Source organism: Acaryochloris thomasi RCC1774, assembly GCF_003231495.1.
In the GTDB taxonomy this organism is placed as follows: Bacteria; Cyanobacteriota; Cyanobacteriia; order Thermosynechococcales; family Thermosynechococcaceae; genus RCC1774.
In genome coordinates, this window is the sequence record NZ_PQWO01000030.1 from 1 (window position 1) to 17,630 (window position 17,630).

General features: G+C 47.4%; 13 protein-coding genes and 3 pseudogenes. 8 read left to right on the forward strand and 8 right to left on the reverse strand.

From position 1 onward, the window contains the following. Positions 1-114: pseudogene (locus C1752_RS29515) on the forward strand (IS1 family transposase); the annotation flags it as partial. 397 nt (positions 115-511) lie between these two features. Here C1752_RS29515 and C1752_RS28650 read toward each other — a convergent pair. The 4 genes from C1752_RS28650 to C1752_RS24915 form a co-directional block, all read right to left on the reverse strand. Continuing rightward, positions 512-685, reverse strand: coding sequence for a hypothetical protein (locus C1752_RS28650; RefSeq protein ID WP_158535197.1), 174 nt, complete (start codon positions 683-685; stop codon positions 512-514). Between the two features lie 67 nt (positions 686-752). Next, positions 753-929 carry a hypothetical protein gene (locus C1752_RS28655; RefSeq protein WP_158535198.1) on the reverse strand — a complete coding sequence of 59 codons (177 nt, stop codon included), beginning with the start codon at positions 927-929 and terminating at the stop codon, positions 753-755. A 341-nt stretch (positions 930-1,270) separates the two neighbouring features. Next, entirely contained in the window at positions 1,271-1,660 is a 390-nt protein-coding gene (locus tag C1752_RS24910; RefSeq protein ID WP_233501879.1) for a hypothetical protein, read from the reverse strand. A gap of 99 nt (positions 1,661-1,759) precedes the next feature. Beyond that, positions 1,760-2,203: a VOC family protein gene (locus C1752_RS24915; protein WP_110988760.1), complete on the reverse strand. Its 444-nt coding sequence runs from the start codon at positions 2,201-2,203 to the stop codon at positions 1,760-1,762. Between the two features lie 17 nt (positions 2,204-2,220). Here C1752_RS24915 and C1752_RS24920 point away from each other — a divergent pair, with 17 nt between their 5' ends. Then, entirely contained in the window at positions 2,221-2,985 is a 765-nt protein-coding gene (locus C1752_RS24920; protein ID WP_110988761.1) for a TIGR00297 family protein, read from the forward strand. 3 nt (positions 2,986-2,988) lie between these two features. Here C1752_RS24920 and C1752_RS24925 read toward each other — a convergent pair whose 3' ends face one another. Together C1752_RS24925 and C1752_RS24930 are read right to left on the reverse strand one after the other, a co-directional pair. Next, the gene (locus C1752_RS24925; RefSeq protein WP_110988762.1) at positions 2,989-3,336 is read right to left on the reverse strand and encodes an ArsR/SmtB family transcription factor; all 348 of its coding nucleotides are present in this window, start codon (positions 3,334-3,336) and stop codon (positions 2,989-2,991) included. Between the two features lie 165 nt (positions 3,337-3,501). After that, a complete protein-coding gene (locus tag C1752_RS24930) occupies positions 3,502-4,317 on the reverse strand; it encodes a SirB1 family protein (protein ID WP_110988763.1) in 816 nt (271 codons plus the stop codon). A 685-nt stretch (positions 4,318-5,002) separates the two neighbouring features. Here C1752_RS24930 and C1752_RS24940 point away from each other — a divergent pair. Continuing rightward, a complete protein-coding gene (locus tag C1752_RS24940; RefSeq protein WP_233501880.1) occupies positions 5,003-5,854 on the forward strand; it encodes a lysophospholipid acyltransferase family protein in 852 nt (283 codons plus the stop codon). A 507-nt stretch (positions 5,855-6,361) separates the two neighbouring features. Here the strand turns inward: C1752_RS24940 and C1752_RS28660 are convergent. Next, the gene (locus C1752_RS28660) at positions 6,362-6,508 is read right to left on the reverse strand and encodes a hypothetical protein (protein ID WP_158535199.1); all 147 of its coding nucleotides are present in this window, start codon (positions 6,506-6,508) and stop codon (positions 6,362-6,364) included. A gap of 334 nt (positions 6,509-6,842) precedes the next feature. Between C1752_RS28660 and C1752_RS24945 the strand changes: the two are divergent. Together C1752_RS24945 and C1752_RS24950 are read left to right on the forward strand one after the other, a co-directional pair. Beyond that, a pseudogene (locus tag C1752_RS24945) lies at positions 6,843-9,749 on the forward strand (FG-GAP repeat protein); the annotation flags it as partial. Positions 9,750-10,189: 440 nt separating this feature from the next. Further along, positions 10,190-12,913, forward strand: a complete 2,724-nt coding sequence (locus C1752_RS24950) for a CHAT domain-containing protein (protein WP_158535200.1) — start codon at positions 10,190-10,192, stop codon at positions 12,911-12,913. A gap of 221 nt (positions 12,914-13,134) precedes the next feature. On the opposite strand, the pseudogene C1752_RS30395 reads toward C1752_RS24950, so the two are convergent. After that, positions 13,135-13,292: pseudogene (locus tag C1752_RS30395) on the reverse strand (IS6 family transposase); the annotation flags it as partial. 157 nt (positions 13,293-13,449) lie between these two features. On the opposite strand from C1752_RS30395, the gene C1752_RS24960 reads away from it, so the two are divergent. The 3 genes from C1752_RS24960 (at position 13,450) to C1752_RS24970 (ending at position 17,323) form a co-directional block, all read left to right on the forward strand. Continuing rightward, the gene (locus C1752_RS24960) at positions 13,450-14,724 is read left to right on the forward strand and encodes a D-alanyl-D-alanine carboxypeptidase (RefSeq protein WP_110988767.1); all 1,275 of its coding nucleotides are present in this window, start codon (positions 13,450-13,452) and stop codon (positions 14,722-14,724) included. 225 nt (positions 14,725-14,949) lie between these two features. Continuing rightward, positions 14,950-15,492 (forward strand): Dps family protein, encoded by a 543-nt coding sequence (locus C1752_RS24965; protein WP_110988789.1) that lies wholly within the window; start codon positions 14,950-14,952, stop codon positions 15,490-15,492. 178 nt (positions 15,493-15,670) lie between these two features. Further along, entirely contained in the window at positions 15,671-17,323 is a 1,653-nt protein-coding gene (locus C1752_RS24970) for an ABC1 kinase family protein (RefSeq protein ID WP_199464517.1), read from the forward strand. Positions 17,324-17,630: the final 307 nt, after the last annotated feature.

A 17,630-nucleotide genomic window follows, 5' to 3' on the forward strand; every position in this document is an offset into this window, starting at 1 on the left:
CACTGGGGCCACCGACACAAGCGCACCCCTGCGATGGTGTTGGGATTCATCCAGCGGCCAGTTGAAATTGCTGAGATATTGGTGGTCAGAAGTTTTAGATGCGTCACTTCTTAGCTGGACAGTGCCCGGAAAACGATGGATGACGACGAGTCAACACTCGCATAAGCATAGGAGAACATACATCCCCTTATCGATAGAATATCCTTACCCGTTTAGGACTACCAATATCTGAATAACTTCGAAGGACCATCACTCAGACATTACTGGACGTTGGTCTGCGGTCAGCCTCGTTATGTATCGAACGCGAGAGTGAGCGCAGAAAGCTATGTCAAGGGTTAAAAAAGATAGCTACGGTGGTGGTTATCTAGGGGTGTAGATGAAATTTCAAGAATCGCAAGAGAAATCAGTAGAAGCATTGCAGGCAGAAGTATCAGCCATCAAAAGATATAGGTGCAGGTGCTTCCAGTGAAATAAAAGGTCAAAGCAGGAGTTGTCTCTGTACCTCGCGCAACTATGCACTTTCCAGGGCTTCATGAATGGCATGTGTTCCAATCAGGTCATCGAGCAAATCAGAAAGCTCCAGAGACTCAATATCACCCGCTAAGAAACGCTGATAGAGGCGAGAAATATTACGGTTGAGCTGACTTTGAAGAGAGGAAGCTGCGTTTGCGTTGATGTTTGCCATGGTCGAGAGATTCCTTTGAGAAACAAACTGAGAATTAAGCGTTAAAACGGTGAGGTCAATCAGGGACTTAGACTGTGCAAAGCTGAGACTCTTCTACACTGTCGATTAAAGAGTGAATACCAATCAGATCATCAACTAGCTCAGAGAACTCAAGCGTTCCGATATCGCCCGCTAGAAAATGCTGATAGAGGCAAGCGATTTCGTGGCTGAGCTGATCTTGAGCTGTCGTTTTTGTGTTTGCCATGATTGAGCGGTTCCTTTATTTGAAGTGTTGGGGCTGAAAGCCAGCGACGTTGTTTTTGTCGATACACTTACAATATCGAGATGCTCAAAGTAAGGGATCCGGAGAAGTACGGATTCTTACCAACTAGAAATCAAGACGAAGAGGGTGAAATTACTGATCCCCGCAAAAGTACTGAGAGAGACACGCAGATAGATGCCCAAGAGCCTCAGTAGATTTACGCAAAAATTCCGTGACTTTACGGTCTCTTGTCACTCAAAACCGTAGATGTTGCTCTTTGTCTACCGCTCTGTGACCTTGAACTATTCTCATTAAGAAAAGTTAAGGGCCGTCATTGCGGCCATTTATTTGATTAAAAACGGTAGCAGGGGTCTAAGCAGCTTCCGTATTCGGAGCAGGCTAAGCAGCGTTTGGAGGCGGGGGGCGACGCGTCCTGGAACATCTTCTGCGGCAATTCGGAGCTGGGCCTGCAGCTCAGCATATTCTGCTGCTGTTAACTGACGGCCATCAATGGGAGACCGTGCTTCTGTAATAATTTCAGTCTGTAACACCTCTTCTGGAATATCTTCCGACGGCGGTAGAGACTGGGCAAGCAGAGGCTCTTTGGGTAGGCCAGTGGTGATGGCAAACAACAGGACGAATATCTTGACCGGCCTCAACCCATCAAAAACACGACTATCGGAATGTTCACAACATCGATCCATTGTTTTGCCCAAGGGTGTTCTTGCCGTCATATTATCTAATGCTTTTGTCTGCGATGCGCTCAAGGTACTCTGGCTCTCTAGTGAGTCACATTTCTACTAGAGGATGGAATGCTTGACGGTGGGCCTTTCTCAGGACCGCTCGCCAATTTGAGCAAACTCGCGATCTCCAAAGATGGCAGACGAATGACGATACGACTTAAATTCCATCAGATTATGAAACGGATCTTCAAGGAAGAAAGTCTGATGTTCTAGCTTCTGACCTGAAAAACGAACCTTCGGCGGTAGATATATCTCTATTTGGTGCTGTTCAACTCGATGTAGAAAGGCTTCCCAATCTGTCTCAGCCTCGAATACGAGTCCAAAATGTCGTGGGTAGATCCCTTTTTGGGGCGGCAAAGGCTCATGGGTCATGTGGGCCACCAGCTGATTCCCATAAAGATTGAGAATGACAGCCTGATCACTTTCCCGACCAATGGTGCAGCCCAAACCGTCTCCGTAATAGGCTTTGGTTTGGGCAATGTCGGTGACAGGGAATGCCAAGTGAAATAGGATTGAACCTGTAGGCTGAGACATGGGGTGGCCCTTCTGATATGTCGTTTTTCTATGATATTGCGGGTTGGAATCCTTGGCTGGTGGCGGTGCTACTCAACCTCAGTTTAGGACTGGTGGGCTGGAAGCTGGTGAGTAAACTGCTAACGTCTGCGGGGCTAGTCCATGCGTTTATTTTGGGCGTTCTCGTCTGGGGAACGCTGGGTTGGGCTGGCTACACAGTTGTGCTGTTTTACTTTTTGGTGGGGTCTGGGGTGACTCGGATCGGCAAGGCAAAGAAAGAGGCAGAAGGCATTGCTGAAAAGCGTGGCGGCGCTAGGGGGCCTGAGAATGTCTGGGGGTCGGCTGCTGCTGGCACTGTCTGTGCGATCGCAACTCTCTTCACCTCTTCTGTTTATCACCCGCTGCTGCTGTTGGGATACGTCGCTAGTTTCAGCACCAAGCTCTCAGATACCACCGCCAGCGAAGTGGGCAAAGCCTACGGTCAACGGACATTTTTGATTACCACTTTTAGGTCCGTACCCCGAGGAACTGAAGGGGCGGTGAGCTTAGAAGGTACCCTAGCGGGAATTGTTGCTTCTATTGCCCTAGCGCTGCTGGGCTGGGCGGTGGGACTTGTGTCGCCATTGGGGATGGTGTGGTGTGCGATTGCTGCCTTCATTGCGACCAACATCGAAAGCCTGATTGGTGCCACCCTGCAATCACGTTTTGCGTGGCTGACCAACGAAGTTGTTAACGGCATCAATACAGCGATCGGAGCCGCTGCCGCCATTGGCATTGCGGTCCTCATTCAGGCACTTTTGTAGCGTTTAGAGCGTTTCATGAGTTTTACTGGCCGTCTGATAAATGTGAGACGGTAGCATTTCAGCGAACCGACGATACTCAGCCAGATACTGCTCTAGAACAACAAATTGAGGCAGATTGAGACTGTAATAAATCCAGCGGCCCTCGTGGCGATTGTGGACTAGCTCCGCATCTTTGAGGACTTTAAGATGGAAAGAGAGCTTCGATTGGCTTGTATTTAACGACTCACAGAGTTCGCCGACACATAGCTCCTGTTGGCGGAGCAGTTCGAGAACATGCACTCGTAAGGGGTCGGCAAGGGCACGAAAACCGTTAGAGATCAAAGTGGACGGCGGAGCGTAGGCTTGTGGCATCAGGGCGTTTCGAGTGGAGTGCTATGAATAAACTGCTTTAGATCAATGGTGGCCCGACTAGCCGTTTAACTGGTTCCGCCGGATCTTGATGCTGGGTAGCACTACCTCGCAAAATGTTTGATCAGGGTGACTAGTGATAATTACTCACCAAAGGTACCCACTCTGTTATACACCTTTATCCATCTGATCTAGCAACTGATTGATTAAAGATTTATCTTTTGATAATGGATATAGATCTAAATAGTCTGTAAAGTCCTGCCGTGCAGCGGCCCAATGGCCTAGCTGATAGTAGAGAAGACCGCGATCTCGCAGCTCTTCACTTTGAGGATTGATTAAGATAATTCGCTCAGAGACGGCCAAGCTTTTTTCCAGTTGTTTCAGATGGAGATAAATCTGCTTGAGATTCATAAGCATCCGGGTCAAAAACTGCTGTGGGGTAACTGTTTGGATAAACCTTGCCTCTAGCTCTAGTGGCTGACCATAAAGTTGCATGAGCCGGTTTTCACAATCTTGGGCAAAGAGGACATCACCGCGATTAAACGGATCGACATGGAAGTCAATATCATCCCGCTCAGGCCGAATCAAAAAATGTCCAGGGAAGTTAACTCCCACCATCGGGAAATCAATACGGCGGGCAATTTCAAGATAAACCAGCGATAGCGTTAGCGGGATGCCCATGCGCCGATTAATCACGTCATTTAAGAAGCTGTTGCGAGGGTCATAGTAATTTTTCTGATTGCCGACGTAGCCCAATTCGTCGAACAGATAGCTATTAATCGCCTGAATGACCCGCAGCGGATAGGCGACATCAGGTAAGCGCGTTCGAATCTCTGCCGCCATGCTATCGAGAGTCGTGAGGTAAGTCTCGATCTCTAGATCAGGATATTCCTCTTGAGCAATGCAGAGAGCCGCCTCTGCTAGATCAAAAGTAGAGCTTTGTATGAGTTGATGGAGCCGCTGACGAGCTTGAGGAAATTCCATAAGGGCAATATAGTGCCGATGATGTAATGATCTCAAGTGCTGGGATCGTTGAGAATTTATCGATGTCAGAAATAGATTCGACTCTGACCCCACTAATTGTAGGGGTGTCAACTGAATTGGACCTCAAGGTTTACCTTGAAAGAGAGATGATATTGCCACTTGAAGAACTTGATTAATAAAGGAGATTTCTCAAAAGAGATTGTTGTGTTTCGATAACCCCCACAGCAACTCATGCATCTTCTATATGAACGGACTTTTTGTGTGTCGATGTAACAATCCTGCATCAGTTTTGTAGGGTAAGAATATTTTATGCTTTTTTGATAAATATGATCTAAATAGTGCCTGAATCTATGTCGTCCTATTGGAAGTCCGGATTGAATATCTGTTCATTTATCATGATTTTATTCTCGTGATTTCTGCCAAGAGATTTGGTGGTAACTGCTAGCTTGATCAGCAGGTGGCAATTGGAAATAATGAGGAAAAACAGAATCTAACTATTGGTGATAATGTCTTTGTCAGAGCGGGTACTAAGGTGATCTGAGCTATGACGGTGGGCGATAGGTGACGGTCGGTGCAAATGCAGTTTTTGTAAAGAGGGTGCCTTTTAGCTGTGTTGTTCTAAGACGGCCAGCACATATCATCAAAAGGGATGGTGTTAGAGTCTCTGAAAAACTATAGGTGGTGTGTGAGACCTAATCGCTTCGATGCTTCTAAGCCTGGATGGACTCTCGATTTACGAGACCCCAAGACGATTCAAGCTCAATTGCCGGTATGGGAATGGTTTTACCGCTACTATTTCCGAGTTCAAACCAGCGGCTGGCAGCATGTTCCCAAGCAAGGTCCAACCTTGGTCGTTGGTTCCCATAACGGCGGGATGGCGGCTCCTGATCTGCATATGTTTCTGTATAGCTGGTTCCAGCATTTCGGCACTGAACGGTTGGCCTATGGTTTGCTGCATCCTGGCATGTGGAAAGGGTTCGCAGCTCTGAACCCAGAGATGAATCAACTGTTTGCGCGGATGGGAGCTGTGGTGGCTCATCCTAAAATGGCGATTGCGGCGCTGCGGGCTGAGGCGAGCGTCCTTGTGTTCCCTGGCGGCGCTCAGGATGTGTTTCGGCCCCATTGCGATCGCAACAAAATTCACTTTGCGGGACGGATGGGCTTCATCAAACTAGCGCTGCGAGAGCAGGTTCCCATCGTGCCGGTTATTTCCCACGGTGCCCACGATACTCTGTTTGTGCTGACTGATATCTATGACAGGGTTCGGCAACTCCATGATTGGGGGATGCCGTGGTTTTTGGGGATTGATCCTACCGTGTTCCCGATTTATCTGGGGCTACCGTGGGGGGTTGGCCTGGGACCGCTGATGAATATTCCACTCCCCGCTCAGATTCATATTCGGGTCTGTCCGCCTATTTATTTCGATCGGTATGGACCTGAAGCTGCTCGCGATCGCACCTATGTTGCAGCCTGTTATCAAACTGTACAGACAAAAATGCAGCAAGCCCTGGATGAATTGGTTGCTGAGTGTGAATGAATTTACGCTATTGAGAGCGGAAACGCAAACGGTCGTCGTTACCCCCTTCAGAAAATACTGTCAGCATCGTCGGCCCCCTATCTTCCGCCTTCCCTGTAGCGCTGTTTTAGCCCCCACCCCCCTAGCGCAACGAAAGCCAAGGCTGCCACTAAAGTCTGTGACTGAGAAGAATACTTATTGGGGCTGCGAGAGATTTTTATGCACGACTAGCCAATATTCCGCTGATTCTGTACGGCAGCCTTGCCCTTTCTGGTAAGTTGCTTAAATATCTGACGCTCTGTAGTAGTGAGTTTGACGGTGTATTTCTTGCGGATCATTGAGAAAAATAGTACTGCCTCCTTCTTTAGTTATCCCAAGTTTTAGCCATGATTGACTACTAAATTGCCCACAACCTCCAGCGCCGCGCTCTGCCTGCTCAGCTTCTTCCGCTGTGAGATCGCACCTCCCACAACCCCAGCACAACAGCACCGGCATTAAAAACCATCTAACCGCTCCTCGAACGCAAAGCTAGACATCTCCCACTCCATCAACTGACAGAACCAAAAGCTTCTCTAGCATGGCCTGCGGCTTCTGAATACGCGGGTCTACCTCCGGTTTAGCTTCAGCCACCTCAACCACTGCCTGCTCAGGTACTTCCCGCTGCTCATCACCCACCAGCTCCCCCGCACAAAGTTAAGTTACTTCCGGCTCAGCCGGAGGTAACTTAACTTATTTAAACTTTCATTGGAAGTATATTGCTTGGCCGAATTATGCAATAGTATGGTTGCTGTGGGTGAACGAAATATTTTTTAAAATATTCTTCCTTCTAGGGAATATTGTTGATTCTCTAGGTCTGGACCGTGGGGGCAATGGGATGTATGAAGTGGCGGTGTTGCCGGGGGTAAGGAGACCGTCTGGAATTAGATTTCAAGCTAATGAGAGTCGCCGCGCTTTGCATGAAGTGTAGGGCTGGACATTTGCAGGTTAATAATTTTTAGGGGAGTTACTTATGGCTGATACTGAGTTGAACCTGGCTACTCTCAATGGGGCTAATGGCTTCACGATCAATGGCATTGAACAAAGTGATGCCTCAGGTTATTCAGTGAGTAGTGCCGGGGATTTCAATGGTGACGGACTCGACGACATCATTATTGGCACACCCTATGCAGATGCCAATGGAAGTGTTAGTAACCCAAATGCAGGTGAAAGTTATGTGATCTTTGGTAAAAGTAACTTCGGGAGCATACTCAATCTCAGTGATCTCAATGGGAGCAATGGATTCACTATCAACGGAATTTCCCCTTTTGATGAATCCGGCTTTTCAGTAAGTAGTGCTGGAGATGTCAATGGAGATGGGCTCGACGACATCATTATTGGTGCACCGAGAAGAAGGCCCTTAAGACCCATCCCTAAGGAAGCAGAGAGCTATGTAGTCTTTGGTCACAGTAGCTTCGGGAGCATACTCAATCTCAGTGATCTCAATGGGAGCAATGGATTCACTATCAACGGAATAAGTGTATATGACAATTTCGGTAATTCAGTGAGTAGTGCTGGAGATGTTAACGGAGATGGACTCGACGATATCATTATCGGCGCACCCAATGCAGATCCAAATGAAATCCGTCTTGCAGGAGAGAGTTATGTAGTCTTTGGTCGCAGTAGCTTCGAGAGTAACCTCAATCTCAGTGACCTCAATGGGAGCAATGGGTTCACTATCAACGGAATTTCCCCTTTTGATGAATCCGGCTTTTCAGTGAGTAGTGCTGGAGATGTCAATGGAGATGGAATCGACGACATCATTGTTGGCGCACCCCATCCCACAAATGTCGGTGAGTATTCAGGCGAAAGCTATGTGATCTTTGGCAGTACCAGTTTCGAAAGCACAGTTAATCTCAGTGATCTCAATGGGAGCAATGGATTCACTATCAACGGAATTTCCCCTTTTGATGAATCCGGCTTTTCAGTGAGCAGTGCTGGAGATGTCAATGGAGATGGACTCGATGACATTATTATTGGCGCACCGAGTAGCAACTTAAGTTCAACTAACTCTGGTCCTGGGGAAAGCTATGTGGTCTTTGGAAGCAGTAGCTTCGCCAGTGAACTCGATCTAAGTGCCCTAGATGGGAAAAATGGATTCGCCATCAATGGTCTTGAGGCATTTGACAGATCCGGCTTTTCAGTGAGCAGTGCTGGAGATGTCAATGGAGATGGATTTGATGACCTCATTATTGGCGCACCTGGAGCAGATCCAAATGGCACCTCTAGCGCTGGAGAGAGTTATGTGATTCTCGGAGCTAGTAGTGGTTTTGCTTCAACTTTAAGCGTTAGAGATCTTGATGGTACTAACGGCTTTGCTCTTTATGGTATTGAACAAATTGATGGGGCGGGAAATTCCGTTAGCAGTGCAGGTGATGTTAATAATGACGGTTTTGATGACCTCATTATCGGTGCGCCTGGAGCAGATCCAAATGGTGGCGCCCCATTTGATCCAGCTCCAGGTCAGAGCTACGTGGTCTTTGGTTTCTCAAATGAGAACCTCAATGTGATCCAAGGGAACGACAATAATAATGTCCTGACAGGTACCGCTGATGATGATTTACTCCAAGGATTTAGCGGTGAAGACGTTCTCCTCGCCTTCTACGGGAATGACATCCTAAATGGCGGCAATGACAATGATGTTCTCAGCGGTGGAGATGATGATGATCTTCTCAACGGCGGAGATGGTGACGATACTTTAGTTGGAGATCGAGGAAGCGATATTAATGTGGGAGGAGCAGGTAGTGATCGCATCATTTGGAATCTTGGAGATGGTTCAGACCAAATCGATGGTGGCTCAGGTCTCGATACTGTTGAGGTGAATGGGTCTTCAAATGGTCGAGATATTTACCAGGTTCTAAAAGCAGAGGATAACGTTCTGTTCGAGCGTACCAATATCGACTTATTCCAACTTGATATCAATTATGTTGAGGTGCTTGAGGTCAATAGTGGTGGCAATAATGACACCCTAACGGTAGGCGATCTCTCGGGCACAGCTTTTGAGTCAATCACCTTTAACGCTGGGAATGGAAACGATGTTCTTGATGGTTCCTCAGCAACAACTGCATTCGTTGGATTGGGTGGAAATGGAGCTGACACGCTTGAAGGTGGAAGCAATAATGACCTTTTGATTGGTAGTAATGGCAACGACCTTCTGCGAGGCTTTGCCGGAGATGACACCCTCAACGGTGGAGCTGGTAATGACGATATGATCGGTCAAGAAGGCAATGATCTTCTGAATGGTGGGAGTGGCAATGACTTTCTACAAGGCTCCGAAGGGGATGATACTCTCATTGGTGGTGCCGGTAGGGATACTCTCTTTGGACAGGCAGGTAACAATCGCCTTATAGGTGGAAATGGCAATGATGTATTGAGTGGCGGTGATGGTAATGATGTCATTGTTGGAGGGGCAGGAGATGATTTTGTTGGAGGATTTGGCTTAGGGGATGATGTTCTGATAGGGGGAGCAGGGAATGATCAGATATCAGCTAGTGCTGGCAATAATATCCTTATAGGAAACGGCGGTATTGATACATTTTTGTTTGACAGCGATGAGGATTTTGTCGCCAATGATTTTGGCAATAATAATATTATCGACTTTGAAGTCGGCATTGATAAAATTACCTTGAGCACATTCACATTTAGTGCTTTGAATTCTACAGGAGGCTCTATACTTATTGATGAATTTGAAGTTGTAGATACTGATGCAGATGCCTCTACTAGCGAGGCTTTTATTGCCTATAGTAAAAGCACAGGTAATCTCTTCTATAATGAGAATGGGATTGCTGCTGGTTTGGGTTCAGGAGATCAGTTCGCAACTCTGCAAGGTGCTCCAGATATTAGTACTTCTGATTTCATTGTGACAGACTTTAGTATTTAGGCTGCCTGTAATATATGGAGGGCTTAGTTTGCAGCTTGAAGTAAATCCCTTCATGTATTTCGTTCGCATAGAAAACTGAAGAAATATGGTAGCTAATCTAAAAATGAGTCAAACTGAGAACATTTCTACTTCCTTAAAAATCAACTGCTTGTAAATGATTATATAAACAGCGTGAACTATAGTTTTGTGTTGGAAGGTAGATGCAGGAACAGGAATTTATGTGTATTTTTCACAAGAGGAAATTGGTAGTGAGAACAAAATGATATTGTCTTATATTAAAGAACTAAATAGTATATTTTTTGCTCATGAGTAATTAGCCTGAATCTCTTGGTGTAAAAAAGCTATTAGGTCTGTTTCTCTCTGCTGTCCTAAGATTTTTGTACATGGGAAAACAGTTTTGTCCCTCGATGCGGGTATTTGAAATATTAGTTTCTTTCGCCGTGACGTCAGTAGTACTTTTGGCTGAACCTCAGCCAGCCTGGGGACAACTGAAAGGGCGACAGGAGCTGCAGATAAGAACAGAGCAACTAATCGAACAAGCTGTTTTGTCTCGGGACAAGCAAGAGTATCGTGATGCACTCGCTCTTTTCGAAAGAGTATTGACTTCAACTCAGAGGCTAAATGATAAACCCTTCAACCTGATCGCGTTCTCTAACATTGGTTATATCTACGCTGCTCTAGGTGAAAATCAAAAAGCTTTAAAGTATTTCAAGCGATCGTTGCGTCTTTCTCAAGCCGCCGAGGGGCAACAACAAGAAGCAACTACTCTCAATAATATTGGTTATGTCTACGCAGCTATAGGTGAAAATCAAAATGCTCTGGAGCACTTTAACCAAGCGCTCCCATTATCTAGGGCTATAGGTGACCGTCGTGGAGAAGCGACCACCCTAAGTAATTTTGGATTGGTCTATGGTGCTTTAGGTGAGAACCAGAAGGCTCTGGAGCACTATAACCAAGCGCTACCGTTGTTCAGAAGTGTAGGGGATCGTCATGGAGAAGCAACAACCCTCAACAATATTGGTTTAGTCTATGCTGCTCTCGGCGAAAATCAGAAAGCCCTATGGCACTATAACCAATCGCTTCTTCTATTTAGAGCTGTGGGCAATCGCGGAGGAGAAGCAACAACCCTTAATAATATTGGTTTGGGCTACGCTGCTCTCGGCGAAAATCAGAAAGCCCTATGGTACTACGGCCAATCGCTGCCGTTATCGAATGTTGTGGGCAACCAACGCGGGGAAGCTGGAGCCTTAAACAATATTGGTTATTCCTATGCTGCTCTTGGTGATAATCAGAAGGCCCTGAAGTACTTTTACCAAGCATTACCTTTATCGAGAGCTGTGGGTGATCGCAGCGGCGAGGCAACCGCCCTTAATAATATCGGCCTGAGCTACGCTACGTTGGCTAAATACAAGAAGGCTCTGAAGTACTATCGCCAGTCACTCCCATTGTCTAGAGCCGTAGGTGACCGACGTCTTGAGGCGGCTACTCTGAATAATCTAGGGGTTCTCCTTGCTAGTCAAAAGCAGCCCTTACTTGCGATTATCTTCTATAAACAGTCGATCAACATCACTGAGTCACTTCGCGCAGATATCAGTAATCTTGCTCAAGATGTTCAGCAATCGTTCACTAACTCTATTTCTTCTCGGTATCGCCGTCTTGCTAATCTTCTTCTTCAACAGGACCGGATCATAGAAGCTCAACAAGTGCTTGACCTACTTAAGCTCCAAGAACTTGACGAGTATTTTGGAGATGTTAGAGGCAATCTTGAAACGCAGAAAGGTGTCACGGTTCAGCGCTCTGAAAAAGCTATCCTTGACAAATTTAATGAGTTTCAAAGTGCGATCGAATTAGGTGCTGAGCTAGCAGAATTGCGTAATGTTCCTCTCGCAGAACGGACTGAAGCTCAGATGCGCCGCCTCACAGAGTTGATCGCATTTGAAGAAGCTATCAATGCAGACTTTAATGAGTTTACACAAAGTAAAACTGTCAAAAAAGCTCTCAAGCAACTTAACAGAACAGCTCAGCATCGAACTGTTGCTCTGGATGAACTTGATGCTCTTAGAGCAAACCTAGGAAAGCTAAATGCTGTTTTGCTTTATCCATTTATTCTTGAAGATCGCTTAGAGCTGATTATCACAACGTCAAATAGCGCACCTCTACGACGTGTTGTACCCGTGTCCCGAGAACAACTAAATCAAGCTATCGTTGACTTTCGCTTAGCTCTCGAAGATCGTAAAAGTTCAAATGTTCAACGCCTTGCCAACAAGCTTTATGAGTGGTTAATACAGCCTATTGAAGCTGATCTGCAACAGGCCAATGCAGAAGTGATTATCTATGCTCCTGATCGACAGTTGCGCTATATTCCTCTTTCCGCGCTTCATGATGGCGAGCAATGGTTAGTCCAGCGATTGCAAGTCAATAACATTACGGCCAAGTCCTTGAGTAATCTGGAGTCACAGTTAGATTCAAACCTCAACGTCCTTGCTGGCGCATTTGTGCAAGGGCAGTATCGGTTTAATATTGGCTCACAGAGTTACAGTTACTCGGGTCTCCGCTATGCCGGTGAGGAAGTAACTCAATTGGCTGCGATGATTCCCGATACGACCCAATACCGGGACAAGGCTTTTAGCAAAGTTACGTTCCAATCACTGATGAACGAATATCAGATTGTCCATTTTGCAACTCATTCAACATTCTTGCCAGGTCAACCTGAAGATTCATTCATTTTGTTTGGCAATGGTGATCGTGCAACTCTTCGTGAGATTGGTAATTGGTCATTATTCAACGTTGATTTAGTTGTCCTCAGTGCCTGCGGAACGGCCCTTGGCGGTCAATTAGGGAATGGTGATGAGATCTTAGGGCTTGGCTATCAATTTCAAAATCGGGGTGCAAAGGCAACGATTGCTTCTCTTTGGTCGGTCGACGATCGCGGAACACTGCAGCTAATGAGTGCTTTGTATGACAACCTCAAGAATGGTGGAATATCTAAAACAGAAGCATTACAACAAGCCAAGATTGATCTAATTACAGGAAAGAATATACTGAATGCTGTGGTGAATGAAAATCAGTCCATTACTGATTCTGGTGACTTACCAAAGCCGTATAACTATCTCAAGCATCCTTATTATTGGGCACCATTTATCTTGATTGGGAATGGTTTATGAGCTGAATCCGTCAGCACTGAGTAGCCAAATTTAACTGATGGGCATGATACCCCCATCTCTTTCCTCTCTTTGGTTCATATCACTTGAAATAACACCTCCAGTTCCTCAACGCCCTGCATGAGCTTCTCTCTTCGATCAGAAAGACACACCGATTCTGTCATTTGAGTGCGTGGCCTCAAAAAGTTCGCCACTCCTCGATAGCTCAGCTTGTATCTCTCTCAAAGCAGAAAGACCTGAAATACTATGTCAGTGGGGACTTCAATGAAGTTGAAGTGTGTGCCAGTCCGTTCGTTATAGGTTCGGCGGCATTGCTTGCACCGGAACATGGTGTATCCCAAGTTGGTCTGACGCTGGAGGTCAGGCAGTGAGGACAATCCATGAAAGGTAGGTAGGGAAGGGCATAGGCTTAGATTGTATCAGAGGGGTGTCACTCACTGTTGGCTACTCACTCTTGACAGTTTCGACCCATGGACTTGAATAGGATTCAGTACAGTTGAGTGGTTGAATGAAATCTTGGCCCTACTTTTTGAGTCACCATGCTGCAACTGCTCAGTCTTGGCCTCTTGCCCCTGTGGCTCGAAACCGCGAATATCTTACAGCCTCCTGAAATTGCGATTCAACAGCCGCTCGATCTGCTGATGATTAATCATCCTGATCGAGGCGTCGAAACTGTTATTGACGACTATCTTGCCAATCTAGAGCAGCAGGGCTTCTCTTCGCAGAATCAGGGCATTTGGCTTCAGACCTCCGATCAGCTTTTGGCCTACCACGGAGCCGATCAGCCTTTGTCAGGGGCCTCGCTGACCAAGGTTGCTACGACTCTTGCGGCCCTCAAAACCTGGACGTTAGATCATCAGTTTGTCACCGACGTTAGCGTCACTGGTCCCATCCAGCAGGGCGTGCTGCAGGGGGATTTAATAATTCACGGTGGCAACGATCCCCTTTTTGTGGGAGGAGAAGCTATTGGCCTAGGTGCTGTCCTCAATCAGCTTGGGATTCAGCAAATTGCCGGGAACCTCGTGATCTCTGGTCCGTTCGTCATGGAATTTCAGAGCAACCCGCAACAGTCAGGACAGCTCTTGCTGAATGGATTCAATGGTCAAGTACTGCCGGGTGATCCAAAATATCCTAAATATAATCTTTCTACTGCTGCGGTTCCCCTCCCTAAAATTAGCCTTAAGGGCCGCATTGTAGCGGGCAGCAGCCAACGAAAGGGGCAGGTCATTGTGCAGCACCGATCTTTGCCGATGCTCGAAATTTTGAAGCAGCTCAACGTCCACAGTAACAATCACGTTGCCGACCAGCTGGCACAACTGATGGGTGGGTCATCTGTGGTGGTGCAGAAAGTCGCGGCTGAAGGTATTCCTGCCCAAGAGGTGCTCTTAATCAATGGCTCCGGCCTTGGGCAAGACAATCGAGTGTCGCCCCGAGCAGTGGCAGGACTTTTTCAAGCGATTGAGCGCCATCTGCAGCCCCAAAATCTGACGGTTGCCGATCTATTCCCGGTGGCGGGGCGTGATTTTGGCACGATTAAAGAGCGCAACCTCCCGGCCGCAGCGGTGGTCAAGACCGGAACGCTATGGAACGTCAGTGCCCTAGCGGGGGTTTTGCCCACGCGTAAATATGGTCCCGTCTGGTTCACGGTTATTAACGGCGGTCCCAGCAATACTGAAGGCTTTCGCCAAGCGCAGGATCGCTTTTTGCAGACCCTCAGCCAGCGCTGGGGGCGTACAGATCGATCGGTATGGACAGCCCCAACCCGCACTCATCAGTTTGGAGAGCCAGAGCGCAATCAAGTGTTGAAGCCCTGAGTATTGCGGCACTCCCAGAAATGCCACTCACAACAGACGTTGAGTTAGGACAGCCTTTTCATAACGGATATTGTGTTCATTCAACTGAATGTCCTCATTAATTTCTTATCGGTCTATCGATTGATGGAGTTTGCTCTCCCCTGGAATCCATCGTTGAGACGATGTCTGATGGTGGTTGGATTTGATGCAATGAAAATGGAGACGACACAAGGACTATCAAAAAATATGCGTTCCATTAATATTGGCCTTACTGAAGAGCAGCGTCACGGCGTCATGCAGCTTCTCAATCAGGATCTAGCGGATATGTATCTGCTGGTGATCAAAACCAAGAAATATCATTGGGATGTCGTCGGGCCACAGTTTAGAACTTTGCACCAGCTTTGGGAAGAACACTACAGCGCCCTGGGCTTGAACATTGACGCCTGCGCAGAGCGTATTCGTGCTTTAGGCGGCTATCCTGTCGGTACCGCGAAGGACTTCATTGAGCTGGCCACCATTAAAGAACACTCAGGCGATTTGCCGTCTGCAACTGAAATGGTCTCTCGCTTGGTCGAAGATCATGAAATGATTATCCGTAACTTAAGAGGTCATATTGACCAGTGCGGTCAGTCCTTCCATGACGAAGGGACAGCAGATTTTCTCACCGGTCTAATGGAAGCCCATGAGGAAATGGCTTGGATGCTGCGTTCCTTTATCGAAGGACAATCGCTGGAATCAAGTGGCGCGCGGCCTCGATCAGAAATTCAGGTTCCTGCTGGTGTGAGCTAACCCGCAAGCCTAATGGCTAAAAATTCATGTCATCCCATAAGATTTGAGGGTGCGATCGATGTCCTAGAAAGGATGCGATCGCATCCTTTTTGGCGGTCATTTACGTTAGGGTGGCCGTAGTCTGCCTGTTAGGTTTAGGCAATACGATTCAATCTATAAAGGAAAATAAGAAAGCGCTGTGATATCGGGTTTAACGCAAACGACCTCTCGTCAACGAGATATTGTCGAAGTTGTTTTCCGCAACGGCTGGGACTACATGCGGCAGTTGCTGACCGGTGGCAAAGCCGGAACACCAGATCTGCCCACACCGGCTGTCCTTCGCAACATCTTGGTCGACCTCGGCCCTGTGTACGTCAAGCTCGGGCAGTTGCTGAGCACCCGCCCAGATATCTTACCCGCGAGCTATATTGAGGTTCTCTCAACGCTGCAGAGCGAGGTGCCGCCGGTCTCTTGGGTTGAGATCGAGACTCTGATCCGTCAAGAGCTTCCTGGATCTTTGAATCAAACCTTTACTCAAATTAATCCGCAGCCCATTGCAGCCGGATCTATTGGACAGATTCATCGCGCTAAGTTGACCAATGGTCAAGAGGTTGTGCTGAAGGTGCAGCGACCTGGAATTGATGCCGTTGTCGACCAAGATATCGCCTTGATTCGGAGTTTAGCTGAGCTGGCCAGCCGCACGGACTTGGGTAAAGACTACGACCTACAGGCAACTGCGGAGGAATTTACTGAAGCACTGCTCAACGAGCTTGATTTCAGGTTAGAGGCCCGCCACACCGATCAGCTGCGTGCCAATATGTCTGAGAGCCGCTGGTTTGACTCGAAGCAACTGGTGCTCCCCAAGATTTATTGGGAGTGCAGCACAAAAAAGCTACTGGTAATGGAGTGGCTCGATGGTGAATCGCTGCTGACCGTGAAGTCGGCCCAGATCAAAGCTGGGGGCATTACGGATGAAAAGCGCCGTGAGGTAACGACGCTGCTGTTTCGGGCTTTTCTGCAGCAGTTTTACATCGATGGTTTTTTCCACGCTGATCCTCATCCAGGGAACTTGTTCTATTTGCGGGACGGTCGGGTGGCGCTGCTGGACTGCGGGATGGTGGGTCGAATTGATCCAAATACGCAGCAAATTTTAACGGAGCTGCTGCTGGCCATTGTGGATATTGATGCCCAGCGGTGTGCCCAGCTAACGCTCCAGCTCGCTGAGTCTAAGCGAACGGCAAATCTAGCGAGTTTAGAGGTCGATTTTGAGCGGCTTTTGAGAAAGTACTATAACCGCAGTCTCGCTGAGATCAACTTGGGTGAGGTTTTATTTGAGACGCTGCAGGTGGCGCGCGAGAACAAGCTGAAGCTACCCGGAAATATTGGCCTGTATGTTAAAGCTCTTGCTAATCTAGAGGGCGCAGCACGTACTTTTGATCCTAAGTTCAATGTTTTAGATGAAGTGAAGCCGCTGATGGGCGACCTGTTCCGTCGTCAGCTCATTGGAGAAGAACCCATTCCAACGCTGTTGCGGACGGCGCTTGATTTGAAGGGACTGACGTTGCGATCGCCCCGTCTCGCAGAACTGCTACTCGATCGGGTCACCTCCGAGACGCTGCAGTGGAATATCAACTTGGGAGGCGGCTTAGAAAGCCTGCCTGCGACTCAGGCCGATGCCGCTAACCGTCTATCTTTCAGTATTTTAGTGGGGTCTCTAATTGTGGGAGCGGCCCTGATCTCTTCAACTGAGATGACGGCGATTTATTGGTTGAGCAATACGTTGTTTGCGGTCGCTAGTTTCCTGGGTTTGTGGTTAATTATTAGTATTTTGCGCTCCGGCCAGTTGAGATAAATGTGAGTTATTTCGACACCCTTCTCTAAGAAGTTCAGCCATCATATTGGAACCATTTGGGTGTTTATTCATCACTACAGTGAGATGATGAGACAAAAGCAACAGCGTTACCATGCACAACGGCCTATCTTTCTACCTCAACGTTATTCCTTCTCAAGACCTATCTTTTTCAAAATGCCCAGTGAGTGCTGAACTAGATCTAGCCGAATGGGCAGGTCAAATGTTCAAGGTTAATTAGGCCAGCCCTTGCGAGAATTAGTGATTGGGCTAGACAAAACATTTGAATTAGCCTAGATTTGAAGCGACT